Consider the following 26,813-nt stretch of genomic DNA (forward strand, 5'->3'; position numbering starts at 1 on the left):
ATATCCCGCACTCGACGGGTTCACACATGGGGGTGTGGAGTACCTGTGCCATCGACCATCACGCCGCAGCGGGGCGGGCAGCTGAGCCGGCGGGCGTTCGGCGTGCTCGCCGCCGCGTCCGTCCTGGCGGCCTGCACGCGCGGCCCGCGGACGGCGAGCCCGGACGCCCCGTTGCGGGTGCTCGCGATCAACCACGTCTGGACGCAGGCGATCAGCCGGTACCTGCCCGAGCTCGAGGAGCAGATCGGCCGCAAGGTGTCGCTGCGGATGCTCACCGCCGACCAGCTCACCTCGAGCTTCAACGTCAAGCTCAACGCCTCGGCCACCGACATCGACGTCATGACGGTCCGGCCGCTGCAGGACCAGCTGATGTTCGCCCGCAACGGCTGGATCGCCGACCTCACCGACCGGGTCGAGGGCGACCGCGACTTCCGGTGGACCGACTTCCAGGACGCCCCGCGCGAGCGCTCGGTCACGCGGGGTGCGGCCGTCAGCGTCCCGGTCGTGACCGAGCGGCCCGCGCTCTACTACCGCAGGGACCTGCTGGAGGACTTCGGGGGAGCCCCCGCGACCCTCGACGACATGCTCGACATCGCCCTCGAGCTCGAACGGCGCAGCGAGGGCTTCTTCGGGTACGTCGGCCGTGGTCAGCGCAACGGTGCCGTCTCGCAGTGGTCGAGCTTCCTGTACTCCTTCGGGGGCGACTTCACGCACGACGGGCGGTCCGGGATCGGCACGCCCGAGGCGATCGCCGCGTACGAGTACTACGGGCGCCTGCTGCACGAGGCGGGCCCGCCCGGCGTCACGAACATGAGCCTGGAGCAGGCCATGCCGATCTTCGCGCAGGGCAAGGCTGCGATGTACATCGACGCCGACGCCATCTACAGCAACTTCCTGGACGAGAAGATCTCCACCGTCACCGACACCGTCGGGTTCGCGCCCTTCCCGGCCGGGCCGGCCGGGTCCGTCCCGCACAACATCCCGTCGTGGAGCCTCGCGATCAACGAGTTCTCGCTGCTGCGGGACGACGCGTGGGAGTTCCTCCGCTGGGCGGCCAGCCCGCAGATGGTCGCGCGGCTGCAGTCCGAGGGCATCCCCGGCGCCCGCCAGTCCGTCTGGGACGATCCGGCGACGCTGGCCTCCTTCCCGGCGGAGCTCGCCGAGACCATGCAGGTCAACGCGGCCAACGGCATCGGGCACGACCGTCCCGACGTCATGCAGGTGGGCCGTGCCCGCGACATCGTCGGCCGACCGCTCGTGTCCGGCATCGTCGGCGAGGACGTGCCGTCGGTCGCCGCAGACGCGGACGCCGAGTTCAACGACTTCCTCGTCCGTGACAACCGTCAGCGGGAGTTCTGATGACGACGACCACCGCGCGCCCCGCGACCGGCCGGCGCACCACGCCGTCCGACACGCCGATGGTGACCTTCGAGCAGGCCAACCGCCGCCTCAAGTGGGCCCTGCTGGCCCCGGCCCTCGGGTTCGTGGGCCTGATGATCGCGTTCCCGCTCGCGTTCACGATCAACCTCAGCCTGACCGACGCGTTCGGCGCCGTGAACGCGGGCAACACCTGGGTGGGCCTGCAGAACTTCGCCGACGCCCTGACCGACACGCGCCGGTTCTGGCCCGCCGTGGGCCGCACCGTCGTGTTCACGCTCGGCGCCGTCGTGCTGGAGACCGTGCTCGGGCTGGCCCTGGCGATGCTGATGCGCAAGGCGTTCCGCGGCATGGAGATCGTCCGCACCATCCTGATGGTGCCGCTGCTGGCGACCCCGGTCGCGATCGGCATCCTGTGGATGCTCATCCTCGACCCGACCAACGGCATCGCGAACCACCTGCTCGGGTTCGTCGGCATCCCGCCCCAGGAGTTCCTCGGGTCGGTGTCGCAGTCGCTGCCCACCCTCATGCTCATCGACGTGTGGCAGTGGACGCCCATGATGACCGTGCTGCTGCTCGCGGGCCTGACCACGCTGCCGGAGGAGCCGGAGGAGGCCGCCCGCGTCGACGGCGCCAACGCCTGGCAGCGGTTCGTGCACATCATCCTGCCGATGCTGCGCACCACGATCCTGACGGCCCTGGTGCTCCGCGGCGTCGACGCCCTGAAGACGTTCGACCTGATCTACGCGACCAAGGGGCCGGGCGGCGGCTCGGACTTCGAGGCCGAGACGCTGAACGTCTACGCCTACGGTCTCACCTTCGACTACCAGGAGTACGGCCTCGCCTCGGCCGTCCTGGTCCTGTTCACGCTGTTCATCGTCGCGATCGTGGTCGTGCTGCGGCGCCGGACCGAGAGGAGCGCCTCGTGAGCGCCGTGACCACCCCCGCCCCCGGCGGCGCGCCCGTGCGTGCCTCGCAGCGTGTCGTCGCCCGACGGCGGCGCGGCCCGCAGCGTGCGCTGGGCGCCCTGCGCGCCGTGCTGATCGTGATCGTGTGCGCCGTCATCGCACTGCCGATCGTGTGGATGATCGCGGCCGCCTTCAAGACGAACGTGCAGGTCACCGATCCCACGGTCGGCCTGGCCTTCTCGCCCACCTGGGACAACTTCCGGGGCGTCCTGGCCGACGGCGCCCTCGTGCAGTCACTGGGCAACTCGCTGCTCATCGGCGTCGTCTCGACGGCGCTCAGCATCGTCATCGCGGTACCCGCCGCCTGGGCCGTGGGCCGGTTCCGGATGCGCCGCACCGGCTCGGTCGTGCTCGTGGCCCGCATCATCCCGGCCATCTCGCTGCTCGTGCCCTGGTACTACATGTTCGCGCAGCTCGGCCTGGTGGGCAGCCACCTGGTGCTGATCCTGAGCCACATGTTCGTCTCGGTGCCGCTGATCCTGTGGATCATGATCGGTTTCTTCGAGGGGCTGCCGGTCGAGCTGGAGGACGCCGCCCGCACCGACGGGCTGTCCGCCTTCGGGGCGTTCCTGCGGATCGCGCTGCCGCTGGCGGCGCCGGGTACGGCGTCGGCGGCCGTGCTCGCGTTCATCTTCAGCTGGAACAACTTCATCTTCGCTCTCATCCTCGCCGACGAGCGGACCATGACCATGCCCGTGCTGCTGTTCAACTTCATGTCCTACGCCAGCACCGACTGGGGCGGGCTCATGGCCGCCGCCACCCTGATGACGGTCCCGGTGCTGCTGGCCGCCGTCTTCGGGCAGCGCTACCTCGTGGCGGGCCTGACCGCCGGCGCCACCAAGGGCTGACGCCCTCCCACGTCCCTCCGACAGCCACCGACGGAAGGTTCCCCATGAAGATCGTCGACGCGAAGGTCGTCGTCACCTCGCCCGGCCGCAACTTCGTCACGCTCCAGATCACCACGGACGACGGGGTGACCGGCCTGGGCGACGCCACCCTCAACGGCCGGGAGCTCGCCGTGGTCAGCTACCTGCGCGACCACGTCGTGCCGCTGCTGATCGGCCGCGACCCGCACCGCATCGAGGACACCTGGCAGTACCTCTACCGCGGCGCCTACTGGCGCCGGGGGCCGGTGACGATGGCCGCGATCGCCGCCGTCGACGTCGCGCTGTGGGACATCAAGGCCAAGGTGGCCGGCCTGCCCCTGTACCAGCTCCTGGGCGGTGCGAGCCGTGACCGGGTCCGCGCCTACGGGCACGCGAACGGCTCCAGCCTGCCCGAGATCTTCGACTCGGTCCGGGCCCTCCAGGAGCGCGGCTACCAGAGCATCCGCATCCAGAGCGGCGTGCCGGGCCTGAAGTCCGTCTACGGCGTGCACACCACGACGTCGGCCGACGGGTCCGCGCCGGACGTGCTCGCCCGCCCGGCCGTCGAGGACTGGGACACGGGCGCCTACCTGCGCTACGTCCCGCGGGTCTTCGAGGCCGTGCGCAGCGAGTTCGGCCCGGACCTGCCGCTGCTGCACGACGCACACCACCGGCTGTCCCCGATCGAGGCGGCCCGCCTCGGCAAGGACCTGGAGCCGTACGACCTGTTCTGGCTGGAGGACTGCACGCCCGCCGAGGACCAGGAGGCCCTGCGCCTGGTGCGGCAGCACACGACCACCCCGCTGGCGATCGGCGAGGTGTTCAACACCGTCTTCGACTACCAGACGCTGATCGACGAGCGCCTCATCGACTACGTGCGCTCCGCCGTGACGCACTTCGGCGGCGTCAGCCCCATGAAGAAGCTGTTCGACTACGCGGGCCAGCGCGGCATCAAGAGCGCGATCCACGGGCCGGAGGACATCTCGCCCGTGGGCATGGCCGCCGCGATCCACCTCGACCTGGCGATCCACAACTTCGGCATCCAGGAGTACTCCGGTCACACGGACCTGACCAACGAGGTCTTCCGGCACGCGTACACCTTCGAGGACGGGCACCTGCACCCGGGTGAGGCCCCCGGCATCGGCGTGGAGCTGGACGAGGAGCTCGCCGCCGCGCACCCGTACGTGCCCGGGTACCTGCCGGTCAACCGCCTTCAGGACGGGTCCGTCCACGACTGGTGACGGGGGTCACCCCCGGGCGTCCCATCCAGGATCCCGTCAGCACCGAACCTCCTGAGCGGCACCCTGCGAGTGCCGCTCAGGAGCACGTGCGTGGAGCGTGGGAGGGCGGTGGGGACCAGATGCCGGTCGCACTGTGCGAGCAGCCCGTGGTGTCGCCCATGTCGCCGGCCGGCCGCGAGCCGTTCGTGAGGCAGACTGGGGCGGTGGCCTCACCACCAGCCCGTACCTCGCCGCTCGACGCCGTCGACGCCCTGCTCGTGGCGTGCGCGGGCGGCGACCCGGAATCGTTCGCGCCCGTGTACGACGCGCTCGGCCCGGTGGCGTACGGTACGTCGCTCGGCGTGCTGCGCGACCCGGACCACGCGGCCGAGGTGACCCAGGAGGTGATGGTGGAGGTGTGGCAGACGGCCTCGCGGTTCGACGCCGCGCGCGGCTCGGCACGCACCTGGGTCGCCACGCTCGCCCGCCGGCGGGCGGTCGACCGGGTCCGCTCGGAGCAGGCGCACCGTGACCGCGACCAGCGGGACACCGACCTGCGGACCAACGAGACGGCCCGTGACGTGGTGGTCGAGGACGTCGAACGGCGCCTCGAGGGCTCGGCCGTGCGCCGCTGCATCGAGGGGCTCACCCCGACCCAGCGCGAGGCCGTCGTGGTCGCCTACTACGGCGGCCTGACCTACCGCGAGGTGGCCGAGCAGCTCGGCGCCGCACTGCCGACCGTGAAGAGCCGGATCCGCGACGGACTCGGCCGGCTCCGCGACTGCCTGGGGGTGGCCCGTGGCTGACGATCTCAGGGCGGACCGCCCGCACGCCGACGTCTGGGACCTGCTGCCCGGGTACGCCCTGGACGCCCTGGACGACGCCGAGCGCCGGGCCGTGGACCGGCTCCTCGCGTCCGATGCCGACGCACGTCGTGCGCTCGACGAGTACCGCGACGTCGTCGCGTCCTTCGCGGTCGAGGCGGAGCCGCCGGCCGCGCTGCGGGCGAGCGTGCTCGACCGGGTACGCAGCACGCCGCAGGTCCCGGGTCCGGACGTCGCCGACGTCGCGGAAACCGGCACCGCAGTGCCGGCTGCGACTCCGCCGGCCGCGACTCCGCCGGCTGCAGCCTCGCCGGCTGCGGAACCCTCGTCGGAGGGCGCGGGCGCCGTCGTCGACCTGGCGGACCGCCGCCGGCGTCGGCGCTGGGGCACCGTGGTGGCCGCGGTCGCGGCAGCGGCCGCGATCGCCGTGCCCACGACGATCGCGGTGCAGGTGTCCGCCGAGCGCGACCGGCTGCGCGAGCAGGCGCAGGCGGTCTCCGAGATGCTGGCCGACCCGGACAGCTCGATCCTGCGCGGCGCCGTCGAGGGCGGCGGCGAGGCGACCGTGCTGGTGGCCGACGACGACATGTTCTTCCAGGCCGAGGGCCTGCCCGAGCCCGGCCAGGGCCGGGCGTACCAGCTCTGGGTGGTGGCCGGCGACGGCAGCGTCTCCTCGGCCGGCGTGCTCGCGCTGCGGGACGGCACCGCGTCGTCGCTGGTGCGGGACTCCGACGGCGTCGGCATGGCGGTGTCGGTGGAACCCGCGGCGGGCTCCGAGCAGCCGACGACGACCCCGGTCGTCGTCCTGGGCACCTGACCGCCCCGGAGGGCTGGTCAGGCGGACCCAGGCAGCACGCAGGCGCGACACAGGACGAGAGCGGGGTCCCGATCCGAACCGGATCGGGACCCCGCTCTCGTCCTGGTGGACCGGATCACATCTCGGGCATCAGCACCGAGTCGACGAGGTACACGGTCGCGTTCTGGGTCATCACGCCGCCGCAGATCACGTTGGCGTCGTTCACGGTGAGCTCGTCACCGCTGCCGGCGACCTCGACGGTGCCGCCCTCGACGGTGGTCTGCTCGCCGACCACCTCGTCCGGGGTGAGCTGGCCGGGCACCACGTGGTAGGTGAGGATCTTCGTCAGCAGGTCGCTGTCGGTGGACAGGGTGTCCATGGTCCCGGCGTCGATCTTCGCGAAGGCGTCGTCGACCGGGGCGAACACGGTGAACTCGTCGCCGTTCAGCGTGTCGACGAGGTTCACGTCCGGGTTGACCTCACCGCTCACGGCCTTGACCAGGGTGCTCAGCAGCGGGTTGTTCGACGCCGCGACCGCCACCGGGTCGGCGGCCATGCCGGTGACCGAGCCCGGGCCGTCCGGCACCTGCTCGGCGTAGTCGGCGCAGCCCGGGCCCACGAGGTTCGCGGCCGGGTCGGCCATGCTGTCGTCCTCGGCCGGGGACTCCTCGGTCATCGAGTCGTCCGTGGGGCCGGTGGTCTCCTCGGACGCGGCGGTCTCCTCCGAGCCGGTGTCCCCGCCCGACGAGTCCATGCTGCAGGCCGACAGCCCGAGCACGGCCAGGGTGGCGATACCGGCGACGGCGTAGGACGTACGGGTTCGAGCGTTCATCGGTCTCTCCTCGGTGCGGCGTCACCCCGCGTCCTGCGGGGCGTCTTGACCGGGGTTCGGAGCCGTCGCCCGACCGGATGGGGGTGGATGCGAACGAGTTCGGCCGAGGGTCGTGCACCCTCCGCAGCCCGCGTCGCGGTCACGCGGCCGGGCGGACCAGGCGCACCGTCTGGAGCACGTGCACGCACAGCTCACCGGACTCGTCGGTGACGCGGACCTCGACCAGCACCTGGCGCCCGCTCGCGCGGACGGGGGTCGCCGTCGCGGTCGCCGGGCCCGCCACGGGGCGGAGGAAGTGCGTGGTGGAGTCCACGGTGGCCGGCAGGGTGCCGGGCTCGCCCTGGGCCGCGGCGCAGACCGCGGCGACGCCGTCCGCCAGACCCATGAGCGCCCCGCCGTGCAGGCCGCCGCCGACCGTCGACAGGCCGTGCTCGAACGGCAGCCGCCCGACGACCTCCTGCGGACCGATGGTGTCGAGCTCGACGCCGAGCGTCCTGACGAACGGCGCTGCCGCGTAGACCTCGTCGGCGGTCATGGTCATGCCGGCACCCTCTTCCGATATCTGTGGAGATCTCTCTCTAGAGACCGGACTCTAGTGACGGCCTGGAGTACCGTCAACGCATGCCCCGCCCGACCCACGACACCTCGGCGATCCTCGACGCGGCGGGCCGGATCCTCGGTGCGGGTGGCCCCGCGGCCGTCACCATGGCGGCGGTCGTCCGCGAGGCCGGCGTGCCGAGCGGGTCCCTCTACTACCGGTTCCCCGACCGGCCGGCCCTGCTGGCCACCCTGTGGAACCGCGCCGTCGAGAGCTACCACGGCGACGCCTACCCGCTGTTCGACGGCGATCCCGTCGACGCGGCGGCCGCGCTCGCGGCCTACACGGTGCGCTGGTGCCAGGCCGAGCCGGCGCACGCGCACGTGCTGCTCGCGGGCCGTGCGCGGTTCGAGGCCGACGCGTGGCCCGGGGCCGCGCGCGAGACGGAGGCGGCCGAGAGCGACCGCTGGAACGCGGCGATCCGCGGCCTGACCAGGCGGCTGCGGGCCCGGACCACGGTGTCGACCAGCGAGATCCTGCTGGTCGTGGTCGACCTGCCGTATGCCGCGGTGCGCCGGTACCTCGGCGGCGACCGGCCGATCCCGGCGGACCTGGCCGACGTGGTCTCGGGGATCGTGCGCAGGTCGTTCGACGACCCGGCGGGGTAGCCGGACCGGGGCGGCGGCTATCCGCGGGTGGGGAGCCTGCGCCCCTCGACGACCGCGAAGATCGCGCGCTCCAGCGCGTCGGCCACCTCGGACGGCTCGCCGAGGTAGCCGGCGAGCATCGCGCCGTCGCGGAGCATCATGAGCTCCTCGGCCCCCTGCTCGGCGCCGGGCACGCCCAGCTCGTCGAGCATCGCCGCGAACGTCCGGCGGTACCAGGCGCGGTGCTCGGCGACGACGGCGCGGACCGGGCTGCCAGGTTCCGCGTACTCGGCGGCCGCGTTGATGAACGAGCAGCCCCGGAAGCCCGGCTTGCAGGCCTCGGCGCCGATGCCCTGCGCGAACCGGCGGAACGCCTCCGCGGCGTCGGGTGCCGCGGCGCGCAGCCCGTCGAGGGCGGCACGCTCCCAGGCGCCCTGTCGCTCCAGGTAGGCCACCACGAGCAGGTCCTTGGTGCGGAAGTGGCGGTAGAACGTGACCTTCGTGATCCCCGCGCGCTCGATGATCTTGTCGGCGCTGACGGCGCGGATGCCGTGGGCGTAGAAGAGCTCCGTGGCCGCGTCGAGGATGCGGTCGCGGGTGGAGGGGGTGCTGCTGTTCATCCCGGTCGCTCCTGGGTGATGGTGCCGATGCCTGACCGACCAGTCTACAGCGTGGTGGAGTGACGTGTTCGTCTACCTCGCGGACGTCGTCCCGGGGTTCCCACCTGGTCGCCCCGTGGGGGAGAATGAAGCCCGTGGCCATCCGGAACGTCCGATTCGTCCCACACCACCGCCCTGCCTCCGTCACGGTCCTGCTCGCTGCCCTCCCCGTGGCGACAGCCCTCGCCCTCGCCGGGTGCACCGTGCCCACGGCCGAGGGCGTCGACGGCAGTACGGGGGAGAGTTTCCAGGTCAGGGAGCCGGAAGGGCACGCCCTCGTCCTCGATTCGTCGGACGCCGCGGAGCTCGCCCTCACCGCGAGCCAGGCGTTCTTCCACGCCTCCCCGGTGGCCGTCATCGCCCCGGCGGACGACACCGACGCCCGAGCGACCGCGGCGGCCACCGGCGCCGCCGTCACCGCACCGGTGCTGCTCACCGACGGCGGGGTCTCGGACACCAACCTCGTCGCCGAGCTCGACCGGCTCGGGGCCGGCACGGTCGTCGTCGTCGGTGACGAGGAGGCCGTCGCGGAGGTCGGCGCGGCCACCGGCAAGGCCGACGTCGTACGGTTCGACCCCGGTGCGCTGAGCGCCGCGGCCGAGGCGGCCGCCACCGGGGGCCGCGGAGGCGCCGACAAGCCGGAGACCGGCAAGGTGCAGCTCCCCACCGCCGACCGGCTCGACGCGTCGGACGTGGCCGGTCTGCGCGCCGAGATCCCCGACGTCGCCGACCCGCCGCTGCTCCAGGAGATCCTCGTCGCCGTGGACCCGCAGCCGGGGCACGAGGCGGCCATCGGCACGGCGCTCGCCGCCGGAGCGGTCCCGGTCGAGGTGCCGGGCGGAGACATCGCCACCAGCCCCGAGACGGTCGAGACCATCCGCGCGCTCAAGCCGCTCGGCGTGGTCGGGATCGGCGCCGGCTTCGGCACCGCGGACGACCTCGGCTGGCAGGTGGAGGTCGCCACGTCGGGCGCGACGCTGCCGGGCGGGGCGCTGCGGCTCTTCCCGGGCCGGTACGTGTCGACGTCGTACGTGGTGCCGGCCGGTCTCGCGGACCCGGGGGCCGACGCCGTGGCCGCCGCGGCCTCGGCTGCGGCACATGCGGCACCGTTCGACGCGGAACCGCTGGTCACCGTGGTTGCGAGCGTCCGCTCCGGCGTTCCGGGCGACGACGGCGACTACGTCGACGAGCGGCCGCTGGAGGACGTCACGGCCGCCGTCGGGGCGATCCGCGAGGCGGGACAGCTCGTGCTGCTCGACGTCGCGCCGGGCAACCAGCCGCTCGCCGCGCAGCTCGACGCCCTCGAACCGCTGCTGACCAGGCCGGGTGTCGGGGTGTCGGTGCACCCGGAGTTCCGCGTGGCGGGCAACGGCGCCGAGGACGGCTCGGTACCCGTCGCGGAGCTGCAGGCCGTGGTGGACCGGCTCGCGCAGCTCGCCACGGAGCGCGGACTGCCGCAGATCATGCTGGAGGTGCACCAGTCGACGGCCGCCTCCGTGGTGGACCGGTCGCTGCTCGACGTGCCGCCGCAGGTGGCGGTGGTGTTCACCGCCGCAGGTCCGGGTGAGGGTCAGGCCACGGCGGGCGGTGTCTGGGCCGACGTCGCGAACGAGCTCCCCGCGCACACCTACCTCGGCTGGTCCGCCCCCGACGCGCTGCCCGCCGACCCGGCGAGCATCATGCCGACCGAACCGCTCCTGGGCCTGGTCTCCGCCGGCTGAACCTGCGAAACTGCGGGCACCACCGGAGCGAAGGGGCCCTAACAATCGTGACCACCGTGAGCAGCGGCGCGGCAGTCGTCGCCGACGCCGTCATCCCCGCACCTGTCGAGACCGAACCGGGCGAGGGAGTGCTGGACCTCGCCACCGTCACCGTGGACGCGCCCGATGCCACCCTTGCCCGGCTGGCGGGCGAGCTGCTCGCTGCCGCCGGAGCCGTCGTGACCGGCACCGGCGCCCCGGTGGTCCTCCTGCTGGACCCGGCCGCCGGGCCCGAGGACGCGCAGAGCGCGGAGCGCTACACGCTGACCGTGACCCCGGGCGGCGTCACGGTCGCGGCTCCCGGGCGTGCCGGGCTGCTGCACGGCGTGCGGACACTGCGCCAGCTCGTCAACGCCCGCCGCGGGGAGACGGGCGGTCCGGTCGAGGTGGGCGCCGTCGTCGTGCGGGACGCACCGCGGTACCCGTGGCGCGGGCTGTCGCTCGACGTGGTGCGGCACTGGTTCGGGCCCGCCGACCTGCGTGCGGTCGTGGACCTCGTCGGCTCCTACAAGATGAACCGGCTGCACCTGCACCTCTCGGACGACCAGGGCTGGCGCCTGGAGATCCCGTCCCGGCCGGCGCTGACCGAGAAGTCGTCGCAGGGCGCCGTGTCGGGCGCGACGGGTGGGTTCCTCACCGCCGACGAGTACCGCGAGCTCCAGGAGTACGCGGCCGAGCGGGAGATCGTCATCGTCCCGGAGATCGACGTGCCGGGCCACGTCAACGCCGCGACGCACGCCTACGGCGAGCTCATGCCGTCGGGCGAGCCCACCGACGCCTACGACGGGATCGAGGTGGGCTTCTCCAAGCTGCACCTCGACCTGCCCGCCACCGAGCCGTTCCTGCGCGACGTGTTCACCGACGTCGCGCGCATGACCCTGGGGCCCTGGGTGCACTTCGGCGGCGACGAGGTGCTGGTGATGCAGCCCGAGGAGTTCGGCCGGTTCGTGGTGCTGTGCCAGGAGATCGTCACGGCGGCGGGCAAGACGCCGGTGGCCTGGCAGGAGGCCGCTGGCTCCGCACACGGTGACCAGGCGGCGGTCGCGGCGCTGGCGGCCTCCGGCGCCGCCCCCGCTCCGGGCGAGGCGCCCGGCGCCGACGGCCCCTCGCTCGTCGAGCCCGGCACCGTGCTGCAGTACTGGGACACCCGGCCGGACCCGGCACCCTTCGTGCGCGCCGCACAGGCGGGGGCGAGGTTCGTGATGTCCCCCGCGGACCGCGCCTACCTCGACATGAAGTACACGCCCGAGCACCCGCTGGGCCAGCAGTGGGCGGCCTTCGTCGAGCTGCACGACTCCTACGACTGGGACCCGGCGCGCCTCGTCGAGGGGCTGCCGGAGTCCGCGATCGAGGGCGTGTCGGCGGCCATCTGGACGGAGACGCTGGCCAGCCGCGCTGACCTCTTCTCGATGCTGCTGCCGCGGCTCGCCGCGGTGGCCGAGACCGCGTGGTCGCAGCCGGGTGCCAAGGACTGGGAGTCGTTCCGGGCCCGGGTCGCGGTCGAGGCGGCCACGTGGCGCCGCGACGGCGACGCCTACCACCCGACACCTCAGATCGACTGGTGACCCGGGCCGTCAGCGCGCAGGGCGGGCGGCCAGGGCCGCCGCGTAGAGGTCACGCTTCGGCACGCCCGCGGCGTCGGCCACCTCGGCGACGGCTGCCTTGAGGCGCTCGCCCGCGGCGACACGGGCCAGCACCTCGTCCACGACGTCCGCCACGCTCGCGCCCGTCGCGGGCGCCCCGCCGACCACCACGCAGATCTCGCCCCGGAGCTGCTCGGCCGCCGCGCGCTCCGTGAGGTCGGCGAGCGTGCCGCGCAGCACCTCCTCGTAGGTCTTGGTCAGCTCGCGCGCGACGGCGGCCGGCCGGGTGTCGCCGAACGCGGCCGCCATGGCGCCCAGCGTCTCCGCGATGCGGTGCGGCGCCTCGAAGAACACCATGGTGCGCGGCTCGGCGGCCAGCGCGGCGAGCGTCCGGGCGCGGTCGCCGGGCTTGCGCGGCAGGAAGCCCTCGAAGGTGAACCGGTCGGTCGGCAGGCCGGAGAGCGCCAGCGCCGTGAGCACGGCGCTCGGGCCGGGTGCGGCGGTGACGCGCAGCCCGCGCTCGATCGCGCGCTCCACGATGCGGTACCCGGGGTCGGAGACCGAGGGCATCCCGGCGTCCGTCACGACCACGACGGTGCCACCGCCGTCGACGACGTCGAGGAGCTCGTCCGCGCGGGCCGTCTCGTTGTGCTCGTGGTAGCTCGTGACCCTGCCCCGTACCTGGACACCCAGCCGGCCGGCGAGCCCGTGCAGGCGGCGGGTGTCCTCGGCGGCGACGACGTCGGCGTCCGCCAGGAGGCGGACCAGGCGGGGCGAGGCGTCCTCCGCGTTGCCGATCGGGGTGGCGGCCAGGACGAGGGAGCCGGCTTCGGGTACGGGGGACGGGTCGGTCATGAAGCACAGGGTGTCACGCTCTATGCTGGCCCGGTGTCTCAGCAGCCTGACGCCACAGGAGTGCACTTTCCGGGAGCGCAGCAGGCTCTGCCCGGGACGTTCGGGGCGCACGTGCGCCGTGCCGCGGTGAGCACCGGGTCGTTCCCCGTCGTCGACCGGCCGGCACCCGAGCCGCCCGTGCGCGACCGGCTCCTGCGGGACCTGCTCGGCGAGCGGCGCCTCGCACTGGGACGGACGGCGGCCGACCGGTTCTGGGGTCTGTTCGGCGCGCTCCTGGTCACGCTGCTCGCGGCCGCCGCGCGGCTGTGGGAGCTGGGCCGGCCGGGCAAGCTGGTGTTCGACGAGACGTACTACGTCAAGGAGGGCTGGTCCCTGGCCAGCCTCGGCTTCGAGGCCGCGTGGCCCGACGAGCCGAACCCCGCCTTCGAGGCGGGCGACGTGAGCTCGTACAAGACCGACGAGGCCGAGTACGTGGTGCACCCGCCCGTCGGCAAGTGGATGATCGCCCTCGGCATGCGCCTCATGGGCGGCGCCCAGGACCCGGTGGCCTGGCGCATCGCGAGCGCGGTGATCGGCGTGCTCGCGGTGTTCCTCATCGTGCGCATCGCGCGGCGACTGTTCTCCTCGACCCTGCTCGGCCTGGTCGCCGGCCTGCTGCTCGCCGTCGACGGCGAGGCGATCGTGCACTCGCGCACCGGGCTGCTCGACCAGTTCCTCATGTTCTGGGTGCTCGTCGGGTTCGGCTGCCTGGTGCTGGACCGCGAGTGGGCCAGACGCCGGCTGGCGGACCGGGTGGCGCAGATCGTCGAGGCCGGCGGCGTGATCGGGAAGTACGGGCCACGGCTCGGCGTCCGGTGGTGGCGGCTGGCCGCCGCCGTCTCTCTCGGGCTGGCGTGCGGCGTCAAGTGGTCGGGCCTGTACTTCGTCGCGGCGTTCGGCCTGCTCACGGTCATCTGGGACCTCACGGCGCGGCGCGCCGCCGGCATCGGGCGCTGGTGGGAGGACGCGCTGGTGGTCGACGTCGTCCCTGCCGTCGTGGTGCTGCTGCCCACGGTGGTCGCGGTGTACGTGGCGACCTGGTCGGCGTGGTTCGCGCACCCGATGTCGTACCTGCGCAACTGGGCCGAGGTGAACGGCGTCGCACCGCCGGGGTGGTGGCCCGACTGGGGCTGGGCACAGGGCGCCTGGGAGGCCGGCCGCTCCCTGTGGGAGTACCACCGCATGATGTGGGACTTCCACAACGGCCTGGAGTCGGACCACAACTACGCGTCGCACCCGCTGGGCTGGATCGTGCAGTGGCGGCCGACGTCGTTCTTCTGGGAGAAGTTCGCCCCCGGCCAGGGGTCGTGCCCGGACGACGCCGTCGGCGACTGCGCGACCGCGGTGACGTCGCTCGGCAACCCGCTGCTGTGGTGGCTCGGTGCGCTGGCGATCCCCGTGGTGCTGGTGCTCGTCGTCCGCTACCGCGACTGGCGCGGGGCAACGGCCCTGGTGGGGATCGCCGCCGGCTGGCTGCCGTGGTTCCTGTACTCCTGGCCGCTCGCGGACCGCACCATCTTCACGTTCTACTCGATCGTGTTCACGCCGTTCGTGATCCTGACGCTCGTGTACCTGCTGGCGGTGGGGCTGGAACGGACCCCGCGGCGCAGCGGGGACCGCCGCATCGTGAGCTGGCTGGCCGCCGTCCTGGTGGTGCTGATCGTGGGCGTGAGCGTGCTCTACTACCCGATCTGGACCGCGATGCCGGTGCCGTACGAGTACTGGCAGCGCCTGATGCTGCTCCCGAGCTGGATCTAGCGAGCCCGTCAGAGGGTCGCGCTGTCGCGGAGCTCCACGCCCGCGGCGGTGAGCTCCTGCTCGGCGGTCCGGCCCTGCTCCGGGGAGACGGGGATGGTCAGGTCGGTCAGCACGCGGGCGCGCAGGCCCGCGCGGCGCGCGTCGAGCGCGGTGTGCTTGACGCAGTGCGACTCGACCAGGCCGACCACGTCGACGTCGGTCACCTGTGCCTCGGCCAGGATGGTCGCGAGGCTGCGGCCGTGCTCGTCGGCGCCGTCGAAGCCCGAGTAGCCGTGCGAGTACTGGCCCTTCTTGAGCCGTGCGTCGGGGTGCAGCTCGGCGAGCGCCGGGTGCAGCTCCGCTCCGGGGGAGTTCGCGATGCCGTGCGGGGGCCAGGAGTCGACGAAGTCGGGGTGGTCGCTGAAGTGCTCGCCCGGGTCGATGTGCCAGTCCTGCGTGGTGAGCACCGTGGTGTACCGGTCGCGGTGCGCGGCGGCGTAGGTCGCGACGCGGTAGGCGATCTCGTTGGCCCCCTCGGTGGCGAGCTCGCCCCCCTCGCAGAACGTGGGCTGGACGTCGACGACGACGAGGGCCCGGCGGACGGGCTCGGACTCGGTCAGGCTCATGCTCCCCACTCTGCCACGCCGGCTGCGGGCCGAGCGGCCCCACCACAGCCACCGGCGTATTGCGCTGGGCGCGTGGCCCTAGGATTGGACGACAGTCTCGTCCCGCAGAATTGGAGCATCCAGCGATGGCTCGCCACCTTGTCACCAGTGCGCTTCCGTACATCAACGGCATCAAGCACCTGGGGAACATGGTCGGGTCGATGCTCCCGGCCGACGTGTACGCCCGCTACCTGCGCCAGCGAGGTCACGACGTGCTGTACATCTGCGCCACCGACGAGCACGGCACGCCCGCGGAGCTCGCCGCGGCCAAGGCGGGGCAGCCCGTCGCCGAGTTCTGCGCCGCGGCGCACGAGACCCAGAAGTCGATCTACGACGGGTTCGGGCTGACGTTCGACTACTTCGGTCGCAGCTCCTCGCCGCAGAACGCCGAGATCACGCAGCACTTCGCACGGCGCCTGCACGAGAACGGGTTCATCGAGGAGCGCGCCATCCGGCAGGTCTACTCGCCGGTCGACGGCCGGTTCCTGCCCGACCGCTACGTGGAGGGCACCTGCCCCCACTGCGGCTACGACAAGGCGCGCGGCGACCAGTGCGAGAACTGCACGCGCGTGCTGGACCCGACCGACCTGATCGACCCGCGCTCGGCGATCAGCGGTTCCACCGACCTCGAGGTGCGGGAGACCAAGCACCTGTTCCTGCTCCAGTCGAAGCTGCAGGGCGAGGTCGAGGCGTGGATCGACGAGAACAGCAAGGAGTGGCCGCTCCTGTCGACGTCGATCGCGCGCAAGTGGCTCGCCGAGGGGCTGCACGACCGCGCGATCACGCGTGACCTGGAGTGGGGCGTGCCGGTCCCGGCCGACACGTGGCCGGAGCTCGCGGCCGAGGGCAAGGTCTTCTACGTCTGGTTCGACGCCCCGATCGAGTACATCGGTGCCACCAAGGAGTGGGCGGACGCGGCGGCCGACGGTGAGACCCGGGACTGGAAGTCCTGGTGGTACGAGGCCGCAGACGTGCGCTACACGCAGTTCATGGCCAAGGACAACGTCCCGTTCCACACGGTGATGTTCCCCGCGACGCAGCTCGGCGTCCGCGAGCCGTGGAAGATGGTCGGCTTCGTCAAGGGCTTCAGCTGGCTCAACTACTACGGCGGCAAGTTCTCGACGTCGCAGCAGCGCGGTGTGTTCACGGACGCGGCCCTGGAGATCCTGCCGGCCGACTACTGGCGCTACTACCTCATCGCGAACGCCCCGGAGTCGGACGACTCGTCCTTCACCTGGGAGCAGTTCGCCGGCACGGTCAACAAGGACCTGGCGGACACGCTCGGCAACTTCGTGAACCGGGTGCTGACGTTCTCGGCCAAGCGGTTCGGCGAGACGGTGCCCGCGGGTGGCGAGCCGGGCGACGCGGAGGCGAAGCTCGGGGCCGAGGTCTCCCGCCTGCTGGCGGAGCTCGAGGAGCACATGGAGGCCCTGCAGTACCGCAAGGCCGCGAACGCGCTGCGCGCCCTGTGGGCGGCGGGCAACGCGTACCTGGTCGAGAAGGAGCCGTGGAAGCAGGTCAAGACCGACGAGGCCGCCGCCGCCGTCACCCTGCGCACCGCGATGAACCTCATCCGCCTGTACGCCGTGGTCTCCGAGCCGTTCATCCCGCAGAGCGCGGCCACGCTGCGCGGCGTCTTCGCGCTCGACGACGCGGCCACCTGGGTCACACCCGAGGAGGCGACGGCGCTCGACGTCGTGCCCGCCGGGACGGCCTTCACGGTGCCGCCGGTGCTGTTCGCCAAGATCAGCGACGAGGACCTGGAGGGGTATCGGGAGCGGTTCGGCGCCGGGCCGGTGGACTGACTCAGGCGATGGCGAAGCGCACGCGCGAGCGCGGTTTCCCGGCCGACCCGGAGCCGCTGCCCGTCCCGGTCGTGGACAACCACACCCACCTCGACCACATCGCGGCGGTGCTCCCGGACGAGGCGCCCGACGGCGAGCCGGCCGGCCAGGCCTGGCCGCCGTCGGTGGCCGACCACCTCGCCCGGGCGGCCGCCGCGGGCGTGGACCGGGTGGTCCAGGTGGGCTGCGACCTCCCGTCGGCCCGCTGGACGGTAGACCTCCTGACCCAGCCCTCCGCGTTGAGTGCTGGACTTTCGCCCTCCTGGCACACAGAAAAGGGCGAATACCCAGCACTCAGCGGGGTGGTGGGGGCCGTGGCCATCCACCCGAACGAGGCGACGCTGCACGCCGGGATCGACGAGGTCGGGCCGGACGGGCTCGTGCCTGAACGGCAGGAGCACCATGCGATCGGCCTGGACGACGCGATCGCCGAGATCGCGGAGCTCGCGAAGGGCAACGACCGGGTCCGGGCGATCGGTGAGACGGGCATGGACCTGTTCCGTACCGGACCACGCGGCGAGCAGGCGCAGCGGGACGCGTTCCGCGCGCACATCGCCCTGGCCAAGGAGCTGGGCCTGGCCCTGCAGATCCACGACCGGGACGCCCACGCCCAGGTCATCGAGGTCCTGCTGGCCGACGGCGCCCCCGAGCGCACCGTCTTCCACTGCTACAGCGGCGACGCCGAGATGGCCCGCGTCTGCGCGGAGCACGGCTGGTACCTGTCGTTCGCCGGGCCGGTCACGTTCAAGGCCAACGACCACCTGCGCGCGGCGCTGACCGTGGCGCCGCGCGAGCTGCTGCTGCTGGAGACCGACGCCCCGTACCTCACGCCGCACCCGTTCCGGGGCCGGCCGAACGCGCCCTTCGCCGCGGCCCACACGATGCGCGCCATGGCCGTTCACCTGGGCACGGACCTCGCGGCCCTGTGCGCCGACGTCGCGGCCAACTCCGAACGCGTCTACGGCACGTGGTGACCGTGGCGAGAAGAACGCGTTGAGTGTAGAAATGCGGCATTTCATTTCTTCCCCGTATGTCTTCTCGCGTGCAGTTCATTCCGTTACGGTCTGGTGCTCGTGGTGAGGTACGCACGGCCCTGGCTCGCGAGCAGGCCGGCCCGATGGGTGGTCCGTGGCGCCGTCGTCGGCACGCTGGTCGCCGTGAGCGGCGTCTACGCCGCCAACGCGGGCACCCTGACGATCGACTACAACGGCGTGGTCCGGACCGTGGGCGTCTACGGCGACACGGTCGGTGAGGCGCTCGCCTCGCAGCACATCGACCTGACCGCCGACGACGTGGTGCAGCCCGCCGCTGACGCCGCCGTCGGCCCGGGGAACACCGTCGTGGTCCGCACCAGCCGCGAGATCACCGTGGAGCTCGACGGCCAGACCATCACGCTGCGCACCACCGCGGGGACGGTCGGCGAGCTGCTCGCCGCCCTGGGCCCGCGCGGCGACGGCGCGCTCGCCACGGCCTCCCGCACCGCCCGGCTCGACCGCGACCCGGTGCGCTTCTCCACCGTCAAGAAGCTCAACATCGCCGTGGACGGCTCCGTGCTGGAGTTCCACACCACCCAGTCCACGGTGCGCGGCCTGTTCCAGGAGGCGGGCATCGCGCTGGCGGACGGCGACGTCACCTCCGTGCCGCTCGATGCTGCGGCGGTGGACGGCATGGTCGTGATGGTGAGCCGCGACGCGTCGTCGTCGAGCACGGTGACCGAGGTGCTGCCGTTCAAGACCGAGACGGTCGAGGACCCGAGCCTGCCCGAGGGCTACGAGTCGATCCGCACGGCGGGCGTGCCCGGCGAGGCCGAGGTGACGTACGCGGTGAAGACCGTGGGCGGCGCCGTCGTCGAGCGCACGGTGGTGGAGCGGAAGGTCGTGCGCAAGCCCGTCGACGAGGTGATCGCCGTGGGCACCATGGACGTGGCCACCGCGCCGGTGGACCCGGGCTCGGCCCGGGCGCTGGGCCAGGCGATGGCGGCCGAGCGCGGGTGGGGTGCGGACGAGTTCGCCTGCCTGGACCAGCTCTGGCAGAAGGAGAGCGGCTGGCGCTGGAACGCGGACAACCCGAGCAGCGAGGCCTACGGGATCGCGCAGGCCAACCCGGGGTCCAAGATGGCGACCGTCGGCAGCGACTGGCTGACGAACCCCGCCACACAGATCGAATGGGGCCTGGGCTACATCTCGGGCCGGTACGGCACGCCGTGCGCCGCCTGGGCCCATTCGGTGGAGATCGGTTGGTACTGAGCACGTTCTTCACCCCGAAATATTTGGGAGATTAAAGGACCTTCCGGGCTATTCGCGCGTGTCTATCCGCCATATGGCTTGCAATGGATAACAGCAGGGTTACGGTCACCTCGACCGCCGGATCGGCGGGCCGGACCCGTGTCCCAGCACGGGAGGCGCGTGCGCGTCGCACCGTCCCGGCCCTCGTGCCCGGACCGTCCGAGGACTGGACTCGCGTGGTATCTCCCCAGGGCAGCCCCAGCGACTCTCGCATCGATCCTGACGCCGACGGCGACCTCGAGCTGGCCGAGATCTTCCGGCCTCCGCCCCGCTCGTACGAGGTCTTCCCCGCGGCGATGTTCACCATGCCGGACACTGTGCCCGACACCGTGGCCGGCGCCGAGACCGGCGTCTCGGAGGTCATGGCGGGCATGCCGCCCGGCCATCCCTCCGGGCCCGTGCCGGTCGTGCCGGCGGGCGACGGTCCGCCCGGCAGCATCGGCGTCCTTCCCGTGCCGCCTCCGCCCCCGCCACCGCCGGAGCCGCCCCGGCGGAGGCGCAAGGCGGCGATGGTGACGGCCGCGGCCGTCGTGCTGGCCGGCGCGGGTGGCGCGGTCGCCTACGGCGAGGCCCACAAGACCGTCACGCTCGACGTGGACGGCGACGTGACCACCGTCGAGACCTTCCAGGGCGACGTGGCCGACCTCCTGGCCGACGAGGGCGTCGAGGTGTCCCGCCGGGACGAGGTGGCGCCCGGCATCGGCGCCGCGCTGAGCGACGGCAGCACCGTCGTGGTGCGTACCGCGCACCGGCTCACCCTCCGGGCGGACGGCGAACGCCGCACCGCCTGGGTGGCCGCGCTCGACGCCGACCAGGCCCTCGCCACGCTCTCCGCGCGCGAGGACGACGTGGTGCTCCTGCCCGCGGTGGCCGGCGGGAGCGCCACGCTCCCCATGCGGCTGCACGTGGACGGCCCGGTCACCCTGGTGGCCGGCGGCAAGGAGCAGCAGGTGGCCGACGGCGCCGTGATGCTCGATGCGCTGCTCGCCGCGCACGACGTGCGGGTGGACGGCGACGACCGGATCGTCGTCGAGCGCAGGCCCGCGGAGGGCTCGGAGGAGCCCGCGCTGACGGTGGTCGTGCAGCAGGTCCAGACGTCCATCGAGGAGACCGTCAGCGAGATCCCGTTCGAGACGGTGACGGCGACGGACCCCGGCCACTACGAGGACCTGGGCCCGTACCTCGCGCGCTCGGGTGCGGTGGGCGAACGAGTCACCTCGTGGGACATCACCCGCGTCGACGGCAAGGTCACGGGCCGGGAGAAGCTGTCCACGTGGGTGTCCCGGCCTCCCGTGGACAAGGTGATCATGTACGGCACCAAGGCGCGTCCGGCGCCGGAGCCGGAGAAGAAGGACAAGGGCAAGGAAGCCGGCAAGGACTCGAGCAAGGACGCGAGCAAGGACTCCGGCAACGACTCGCCGAAGGGTGAGGACGGGCCGAAGGGCAAGGACTCGCCGAAGGGCGACGACGAGCCGAAGGAGGAGGACAGACCCGAGCCGGACGCCACGGCCCCCGTGGACGAACCGGCGCAGGAGACACGGGCCCAGACGCTCTCGGCACCCGTGGGGGACGTCTGGACCAGCCTGGCCGCGTGCGAGTCGGGTGGTGATCCCACCACGAACACGGGCAACGGGTACTACGGGCTCTACCAGTTCTCGCAGGGCACCTGGGAGGCGATGGGCGGCTCGGGCCTGCCGTCGGACGCATCGGCGGCCGAGCAGACCATGCGCGCCCAGGCGCTCCAGCGGCAGTCCGGATGGGGGCAGTGGCCGGCGTGCTCCGCGGCCCTGGGCCTGTCCTGACCCACCCAGAACTTGGACGCTCGTCCTGGACGAGTGACCGAGACCACACTGTCAATCCACTCAGATATTTGGCCGAGCGATAACAAATCAGTTACGTTCGGTTGTCCTCGCTGGCGTGGGGGTGCGTCGTGGTGTAGCCCACGGCACCTCAGCGGTGGCAGGACGGCACTGGTCGCGGACCCCCTTCGCGGCGAGTGTGCGACCGCCGGATCGGCCGGTCGAGACCGCGACGGCTCGCGAGAGCCGCCCGGCCCCCAGGCCGGTTCGTGGTAGGGCTCCGCGCGTGCGGGCGCCCGTCTCGCCGCCCGTGCCCGGGACGTCCGACGACTGGACACGAGTGAACCCCCGTTTTGAGCAGCAGAGTTCTGGCTCCATCCCCAGCACCAACTCAGAGTCCGAGGCCGTAGCACCCCAGGCCACTACCGCCAAGCGTCGCCGTCGCTGGCCCCTCGTGGCCGGTCTCGCAGCCGTCGCGGTCGCCGCCTCCGGATCCGTCGCCTTCGCAGAGGCGCGCAAGACCGTCACGCTGGACGTCGACGGCACCACCAAGACCATCACCACCTACTCCGGCTCCGTCCAGGGCATGCTCGACTCACAGGGCATCCGCCTGGGTGAGCGCGACGTCGTGGCCCCGGGCACCGGCGCCGAGCTGTCCGACGGCGACCAGATCGTGGTCCGCTACGCCCGCCAGGTCACCATGACCGACGGCAAGGACCAGCGCGACGTCTGGGTCACCGTGACCGACGCGGGCGAGGCCCTGACCACCCTGGCCGAGCGTGGCGGCGACGTCGCGCTCGTGGCGTCCCGTTCGGGCGACCGTGCCTCGCTCCCGCTCCGCCTGAACGACGACGGTCCCGTCGCGGTCGTGGCGGACGGCCGGACCCAGGTGGTCGAGGACCACTCGCAGAGCGTCGACAGCGTGCTCGGTGGCCTCAAGATCGAGCTCGACAAGGACGACCTGGTGAACATCGCGCCGGTCGCCGCGCTCGAGAAGGACAAGACCATCGACGCCAAGGCGGCACGGTCCGCCGACGACGCCGGCGCCGACGTCGCCATCCAGGTGCAGCGTGTCGAGACCAAGCGGGTCACCCAGAAGTTCGACCTCGACTTCGACACGAAGACCGTCCAGGACGGCGACCGCTACGAGGACCTGGACGACGTGGTGCGGACGGCGGGCGAGAAGGGTGTGCGCACCCGGGTCGTCCAGCTCCGCACCGTCGACGGCGAGGTGGTCCAGCGCAAGGAGATCTCCGACGAGGTGACCCGGAAGCCGGTCGACCGGGTCGTCGTCGAGGGCACCAAGGAGCGCCCCGTCGTCGTCGAGGAGGAGGCCGTCGAGCCGGCCACCACGAGCGCCACGACGGAGTCCAGCACGTCCAGCACCCCGGTGCCGGCGGGCTCGGTCAAGGAGATCGGTCAGCAGATGGCCGCCGCCCGCGGCTGGACCGGCTCGGAGTGGACCTGCCTCGACCTCCTCTGGGAGCGCGAGTCCGGCTGGAACTACCAGGCGGCCAACCCGTCCTCGGGCGCCTACGGCATCCCGCAGGCGCTGCCCGGCTCCAAGATGGGCACGGCGGGCTCCGACTGGGCCACCAACCCGGCCACGCAGATCGAGTGGGGCCTGGGCTACATCGCGGACCGCTACGGCACGCCGTGCGGTGCGTGGGGCCACTCGGAGTCGGTGGGCTGGTACTGATCCCCTTCGGTTAGGCTCCCCTGCATGAACGAAACCTCAGGCGCCCTGCTCGGTCCCGCGGAGATCCGCGACCTGGCAGGGCGCTTGGGCGTCCGGCCCACCAAGACCCTGGGCCAGAACTTCCTGCACGACGGCGGCACCGTCCGCAAGATCGTGCGCACCGCCGAGCTGCGGCCGGGCGAGCGTGTGGTGGAGGTGGGGCCGGGCCTGGGGTCGCTGACCCTCGGCCTGGTGGAGGCCGGAGCCTCCGTGGTGGCCGTCGAGATCGACCCGGTGCTCGCGGGTCAGATCACCGCGACCGTCACGGCGCGGTTCCCGGACGCCGACTTCGAGGTGGTGCTCTCCGACGCGATGGACGTCACCAGCCTGCCCGGAGCGCCGCCGACGGCGCTCGTGGCGAACCTCCCGTACAACGTGGCCGTTCCGGTGCTGCTGACCATGCTCCAGCGGTTCGGCTCGCTGGAGCGCGTGCTCGTGATGGTCCAGGCCGAGGTGGCCGACCGCATCGCCGCCGTGCCCGGCAGCAAGATCTACGGCGTGCCGTCCGTCAAGGCCGCCTGGTACGCGTCGGCCCGTCGCGCCGGGACGATCGGGCGCAGCGTCTTCTGGCCCGCCCCCAACGTCGACTCCGCCCTCGTCCGGCTGGAACGCCGGGAGCCGCCGTCGACCACCGCGTCGCGCGAGAAGGTCTTCGCCGTCGTCGACGCCGCGTTCGCGCAGCGCCGCAAGACGCTGCGCGCCGCGCTCTCCGGGCTGTTCGGCTCGGCCGCGGCGGCCGAGGCGGCGCTGCGCGCCGCGGGCGTGGACCCGGGGGCGCGCGGTGAGACCCTCACGGTCGAGCAGTTCGCCGGGGTCGCGGAGCACCTGCCGGAGGGCGCGGTGCTGCGGGCACCCCGGACGTCCGGTGCCGGCGACGTGGAGGAGGCGCGGTGAGCGCCCGGCTCAGCGCGGCCCCGCCGCCCTCGGTCCGCGTGCGCGCGCCCGGGAAGGTCAACCTCGCGCTGCGCGTGGGGCCGGTCGGCGAGGACGGCTACCACCCGCTGGCCACCGTCTTCCAGGCCGTGTCCCTGTACGAGGAGGTCACGGCCACCCAGGTCCCGCCCGGTGCGGGCATCTCGCTGACGGTCTCCGGCCCGCAGTCCGAGGCCGTCCCGACCGACGAGACCAACCTCGCCTGGCGTGCCGCCGCCCTGCTGGCCGACCGGACCGGCCTGGCGGCCGACGTCGCGCTGCACCTCACCAAGGGCGTGCCCGTGGCGGGCGGCATGGCCGGCGGGTCCGCGGACGCCGCCGCGGCGCTCGTGGCCTGCGACGCGCTCTGGGACGCCGGCGTGCCGCGCACGGAGCTCGTCGAGATGGCCGCGGAGCTCGGGGCGGACGTGCCGTTCTCGCTGCTCGGGCACACCGCCGTCGGCACGGGGCGCGGGGACCTGCTGACCCCGGCGATGACGCGCGGCGAGTTCCACTGGTGCTTCGGCACGCAGCGGACGGGGCTGTCGACACCCAGCGTGTTCCGCCGGTTCGACGAGCTGGCCGGCCCGTCGACGGGCGTGGTCACACCCGAGGACGACACCGACATCATGCACGCGCTGCGCGCCGGCGACCCCGTGGCGCTGGGCAAGGCCCTGCACAACGACCTGGAGGCCCCGGCGCTCGACCTGCGCCCGGAGCTGGCCGAGGTGCTCGAGGTGGCCACCGAGGCCGGCGCACTGGGTGTGGTGGTGTCGGGGTCCGGCCCGACCGTGGCCGCACTCGGCCGGTCACGGCAGCACGCCCTCGCACTGGGCGCCGCGTGGACGGCGGCCGACGTCGTCGACTCGATCTGGTGCGCCACGGGGCCCGCCCCGGGCACGCAGGTCGTGACGTCGGTCGCGCGTCAGTAGGCGATCCCCGGCAGGCGACCGTCAGTAGGCGACCGTCAGTACGCGACCGTCAGTACGCGACCTGGGGCACGAAGACGTTCGTCAGGTCCGTGTGTGCCGTGATCCATCGGGCGCGGCGAGCCGGCACGTCCTCCTCCGTGGTCAGGACGCACTCGACCACGCGCTTGACGGTGCCCGTCATCGCGGCCAGCGCCAGCGCCGCGTTGAAGCCCCACTCCTCCAGCAGCACCTGGGCGCCGGCGCCCTGCGTGAGCTGCAGCGGCGTGCTGGCCCGGCGCGCGAAGGCGACCAGGGAGTCCTTGTGCGCCGCGGGGATGTCGCCCTCCACCAGGGCACAGGCGAGGTCCGGCAGGAGCCCGGCCGCCGCGACCGCCGCCGCGGCCACCGGCCCGGTACCGAGCACGGCCACCCGTGACGGGTCCACGCTGGTGACGGTCCGCAGCGCCTGGACGGCCCGGACCGCATCGGTGAACACGGCCCGATTGTACGGGTCGTCGAGGTCGTCGCCCGGCAGCTCGACGACGAGGTGCACGAACCCGCCCGACGCCGGCCACTCGCCGTCCCGCCCCGCGCCCGACCCGGCCGGCCGCAGCTCCACGACACCCGGCCGCGGAGCCCCGGCGCCGGCCGGGGTGAGGAGCCGGCCCGCCACGGGGCGGCCCTCGAAGCCGGCGAAGGTCACCGACTCCGCCACGAGACCCCGGGACCGGGTGGACGCGGGCGCCAGCACCGGCGCGACCTCGATGTCGCGGTGCACGGCGAGCGTCCGGGACCAGAACAGGTCGAAGCCCTCGGGCTCGTCGGTGGCAGGCGGGGCTGCCGGCGCCACCGTGACGGGCGGCAGGTCGTACTCGGGCACGGGAACACCTCCGGGGACGGTCGTGCGCTGGGAGCCTACCGCCAGGGTGTGACAGCCAGGTCTCGGTTCCGCCCCGGTTCGCGTCAGACCCGCTTGCCCAGCCACTCCAGCTTGCGGGGGAACCGGTAGTCGCCGCCCCCCTCGTGGTCGTTGTAGGGGTAGACGTCGATCTCCCGGTCCACGTCCGCCTGCCGGGCACCCCAGCCGTTGAACGCCGCGTACACCGTCGACGGCGGGCACGTCGCGTCCATGAGGGCCACCGAGAACAGGCCGGCGGCGTGCGCGCGGCGGGCGAACGAGACGCCGTCCAGGTAGGAGAACGTGCGCCACACCCGCTCCTCCACCTCCGGGCCCCGGTGCACGGAGAGGTACTTGGTGATCTCGCCGTACGGGAAGTTGTCCGTGATCGACACCGCGCGGCGGTAGTGGCACAGGAACGGGACGTCCGGCATGGCCGCCACCAGGTCGGGTACCAGCCCCGCGACCGCGATCGTGATGCCGCCGCCCTGGCTCCCGCCGCCCACGGCCACCCGCTCGGGATCGATCCCCGGGATCGTGCGCACGGCGTCGACCGCACGCACGCCGTCCGTGAAGACGCGGCGGTAGTAGTGCTCGTGCGGGTCCAGGATGCCGCGCGTCATGAAGCCCGGCGACGCGGGGGCCGAGCCCACCGGGTCCGGCGTGTCACCGCCCCCGCCCCACCCCGAACCCTGTCCGCGCGTGTCCATCACGAGATGGGCGTAGCCCGCGGCGGCCCACTCCAGGCGCTCGTGCGGCAGGCCGCGCCCGCCGCCGTACCCCAGGTACTCCACCACCACCGGCAGGTCGCCCTCCGCGTGCGCCGGCCGGGTCAGCCACGCCTTGACGGGGTGGCCGCCGAACCCGGGGAACGTCACGTCGTCGACCAGCACCTGCGTCAGGCCCGCGTCGACCCGCTCCACCACCGGTGCGCCGCCGAACGACCTGGCCTCCGCGAGGGTCCCCGACCAGAACTCGTCGAAGTCGCCCGGCTCGTCGAGCTCGGGGGCGTACCGCTCCAGGTCGGGCAGCGGCATGTCGAACTGGGCCACGTCTGTAC

24 protein-coding genes are annotated in these 26,813 nt (G+C 73.0%); 17 read left to right on the top strand and 7 right to left on the bottom strand.

Features of this window, described 5'->3' with window-relative positions; all coding sequences use genetic code 11:
* Positions 1-45 precede the first annotated feature (45 nt).
* From ACIBBF_RS00255 to ACIBBF_RS00280, 6 genes are all read left to right on the top strand, one after another.
* On the top strand, positions 46-1,359 hold the full coding sequence (locus tag ACIBBF_RS00255) for an ABC transporter substrate-binding protein (RefSeq protein ID WP_397409287.1): 1,314 nt from the start codon (positions 46-48) through the stop codon (positions 1,357-1,359).
* Positions 1,359-2,306, top strand: coding sequence for a carbohydrate ABC transporter permease (locus ACIBBF_RS00260; protein ID WP_397409289.1), 948 nt, complete (start codon positions 1,359-1,361; stop codon positions 2,304-2,306). Before ACIBBF_RS00255 ends, ACIBBF_RS00260 begins: the two co-directional genes overlap by 1 nt.
* On the top strand, positions 2,303-3,193 hold the full coding sequence (locus ACIBBF_RS00265) for a carbohydrate ABC transporter permease (RefSeq protein WP_397409291.1): 891 nt from the start codon (positions 2,303-2,305) through the stop codon (positions 3,191-3,193). The genes ACIBBF_RS00260 and ACIBBF_RS00265 overlap by 4 nt, the downstream gene beginning before the upstream one ends.
* Before the next feature lie 44 nt (positions 3,194-3,237).
* Positions 3,238-4,452 (top strand): D-mannonate dehydratase ManD, encoded by a 1,215-nt coding sequence (gene manD, locus ACIBBF_RS00270; protein WP_397409293.1) that lies wholly within the window; start codon positions 3,238-3,240, stop codon positions 4,450-4,452.
* 203 nt (positions 4,453-4,655) lie between these two features.
* On the top strand, positions 4,656-5,237 hold the full coding sequence (gene sigK / locus ACIBBF_RS00275; RefSeq protein ID WP_397409295.1) for an ECF RNA polymerase sigma factor SigK: 582 nt from the start codon (positions 4,656-4,658) through the stop codon (positions 5,235-5,237).
* The gene (locus tag ACIBBF_RS00280) at positions 5,230-6,072 is read left to right on the top strand and encodes an anti-sigma factor domain-containing protein (protein ID WP_397409297.1); all 843 of its coding nucleotides are present in this window, start codon (positions 5,230-5,232) and stop codon (positions 6,070-6,072) included. The genes sigK and ACIBBF_RS00280 overlap by 8 nt, the downstream gene beginning before the upstream one ends.
* A 115-nt stretch (positions 6,073-6,187) precedes the next feature.
* Here the strand turns inward: ACIBBF_RS00280 and ACIBBF_RS00285 are convergent, their stop codons facing one another.
* Both ACIBBF_RS00285 and ACIBBF_RS00290 read right to left on the bottom strand, forming a co-directional pair.
* Positions 6,188-6,883, bottom strand: coding sequence for a fasciclin domain-containing protein (locus ACIBBF_RS00285; protein WP_397409299.1), 696 nt, complete (start codon positions 6,881-6,883; stop codon positions 6,188-6,190).
* Positions 6,884-7,022: 139 nt separating this feature from the next.
* A complete protein-coding gene (locus tag ACIBBF_RS00290) occupies positions 7,023-7,424 on the bottom strand; it encodes a PaaI family thioesterase (protein ID WP_397409301.1) in 402 nt (133 codons plus the stop codon).
* Between the two features lie 80 nt (positions 7,425-7,504).
* Here ACIBBF_RS00290 and ACIBBF_RS00295 point away from each other — a divergent pair, with 80 nt between their 5' ends.
* Positions 7,505-8,089: a TetR/AcrR family transcriptional regulator gene (locus ACIBBF_RS00295; RefSeq protein ID WP_397409303.1), complete on the top strand. Its 585-nt coding sequence runs from the start codon at positions 7,505-7,507 to the stop codon at positions 8,087-8,089.
* A gap of 17 nt (positions 8,090-8,106) precedes the next feature.
* Here ACIBBF_RS00295 and ACIBBF_RS00300 read toward each other — a convergent pair whose 3' ends face one another.
* Positions 8,107-8,688 carry a TetR/AcrR family transcriptional regulator gene (locus ACIBBF_RS00300; protein ID WP_397409305.1) on the bottom strand — a complete coding sequence of 194 codons (582 nt, stop codon included), beginning with the start codon at positions 8,686-8,688 and terminating at the stop codon, positions 8,107-8,109.
* Positions 8,689-8,822: 134 nt separating this feature from the next.
* On the opposite strand from ACIBBF_RS00300, the gene ACIBBF_RS00305 reads away from it, so the two are divergent.
* Together ACIBBF_RS00305 and ACIBBF_RS00310 are read left to right on the top strand one after the other, a co-directional pair.
* On the top strand, positions 8,823-10,448 hold the full coding sequence (locus ACIBBF_RS00305) for a hypothetical protein (RefSeq protein WP_397409307.1): 1,626 nt from the start codon (positions 8,823-8,825) through the stop codon (positions 10,446-10,448).
* Positions 10,449-10,495: 47 nt separating this feature from the next.
* On the top strand, positions 10,496-12,052 hold the full coding sequence (locus tag ACIBBF_RS00310) for a family 20 glycosylhydrolase (RefSeq protein ID WP_397409309.1): 1,557 nt from the start codon (positions 10,496-10,498) through the stop codon (positions 12,050-12,052).
* Between the two features lie 9 nt (positions 12,053-12,061).
* Here the strand turns inward: ACIBBF_RS00310 and rsmI are convergent, their stop codons facing one another.
* The gene (gene rsmI / locus ACIBBF_RS00315; RefSeq protein ID WP_397409311.1) at positions 12,062-12,925 is read right to left on the bottom strand and encodes a 16S rRNA (cytidine(1402)-2'-O)-methyltransferase; all 864 of its coding nucleotides are present in this window, start codon (positions 12,923-12,925) and stop codon (positions 12,062-12,064) included.
* A 33-nt stretch (positions 12,926-12,958) separates the two neighbouring features.
* Here rsmI and ACIBBF_RS00320 point away from each other — a divergent pair, with 33 nt between their 5' ends.
* Positions 12,959-14,722 (top strand): dolichyl-phosphate-mannose--protein mannosyltransferase, encoded by a 1,764-nt coding sequence (locus ACIBBF_RS00320; RefSeq protein WP_397409313.1) that lies wholly within the window; start codon positions 12,959-12,961, stop codon positions 14,720-14,722.
* An 8-nt stretch (positions 14,723-14,730) separates the two neighbouring features.
* Here the strand turns inward: ACIBBF_RS00320 and ACIBBF_RS00325 are convergent, their stop codons facing one another.
* A complete protein-coding gene (locus tag ACIBBF_RS00325) occupies positions 14,731-15,327 on the bottom strand; it encodes an isochorismatase family protein (RefSeq protein WP_397409314.1) in 597 nt (198 codons plus the stop codon).
* 125 nt (positions 15,328-15,452) lie between these two features.
* Between ACIBBF_RS00325 and metG the strand changes: the two genes are divergently transcribed.
* From metG to ACIBBF_RS00360, 7 genes are all read left to right on the top strand, one after another.
* Positions 15,453-17,171, top strand: a complete 1,719-nt coding sequence (gene metG, locus ACIBBF_RS00330) for a methionine--tRNA ligase (RefSeq protein WP_397409316.1) — start codon at positions 15,453-15,455, stop codon at positions 17,169-17,171.
* An 8-nt stretch (positions 17,172-17,179) separates the two neighbouring features.
* Complete coding sequence (locus ACIBBF_RS00335; protein ID WP_397409318.1) at positions 17,180-18,184, top strand: TatD family hydrolase; 1,005 nt, start codon at positions 17,180-17,182, stop codon at positions 18,182-18,184.
* Positions 18,185-18,283: 99 nt separating this feature from the next.
* Complete coding sequence (locus tag ACIBBF_RS00340) at positions 18,284-19,456, top strand: ubiquitin-like domain-containing protein (protein ID WP_397409320.1); 1,173 nt, start codon at positions 18,284-18,286, stop codon at positions 19,454-19,456.
* A 215-nt stretch (positions 19,457-19,671) separates the two neighbouring features.
* On the top strand, positions 19,672-21,297 hold the full coding sequence (locus tag ACIBBF_RS00345; protein ID WP_397409322.1) for a transglycosylase family protein: 1,626 nt from the start codon (positions 19,672-19,674) through the stop codon (positions 21,295-21,297).
* A gap of 451 nt (positions 21,298-21,748) precedes the next feature.
* Positions 21,749-22,993: a ubiquitin-like domain-containing protein gene (locus ACIBBF_RS00350; protein ID WP_397409324.1), complete on the top strand. Its 1,245-nt coding sequence runs from the start codon at positions 21,749-21,751 to the stop codon at positions 22,991-22,993.
* 24 nt (positions 22,994-23,017) lie between these two features.
* Positions 23,018-23,926: a 16S rRNA (adenine(1518)-N(6)/adenine(1519)-N(6))-dimethyltransferase RsmA gene (rsmA, locus tag ACIBBF_RS00355; protein WP_397409326.1), complete on the top strand. Its 909-nt coding sequence runs from the start codon at positions 23,018-23,020 to the stop codon at positions 23,924-23,926.
* Positions 23,923-24,876 carry a 4-(cytidine 5'-diphospho)-2-C-methyl-D-erythritol kinase gene (locus ACIBBF_RS00360; protein WP_397409328.1) on the top strand — a complete coding sequence of 318 codons (954 nt, stop codon included), beginning with the start codon at positions 23,923-23,925 and terminating at the stop codon, positions 24,874-24,876. Before rsmA ends, ACIBBF_RS00360 begins: the two co-directional genes overlap by 4 nt.
* 49 nt (positions 24,877-24,925) lie before the next feature.
* On the opposite strand, the gene ACIBBF_RS00365 is transcribed toward ACIBBF_RS00360, so the two are convergent.
* Complete coding sequence (locus tag ACIBBF_RS00365) at positions 24,926-25,735, bottom strand: acetylxylan esterase (RefSeq protein ID WP_397409330.1); 810 nt, start codon at positions 25,733-25,735, stop codon at positions 24,926-24,928.
* 83 nt (positions 25,736-25,818) lie between these two features.
* On the bottom strand, positions 25,819-26,805 hold the full coding sequence (locus ACIBBF_RS00370; RefSeq protein ID WP_397409332.1) for an acetylxylan esterase: 987 nt from the start codon (positions 26,803-26,805) through the stop codon (positions 25,819-25,821).
* Between the last annotated feature and the right edge of the window lie 8 nt (positions 26,806-26,813).

The sequence above is a fragment of the Promicromonospora sp. NPDC050880 genome (genome assembly GCF_044456525.1).
Lineage (GTDB): Bacteria > Actinomycetota > Actinomycetes > Actinomycetales > Cellulomonadaceae > Promicromonospora.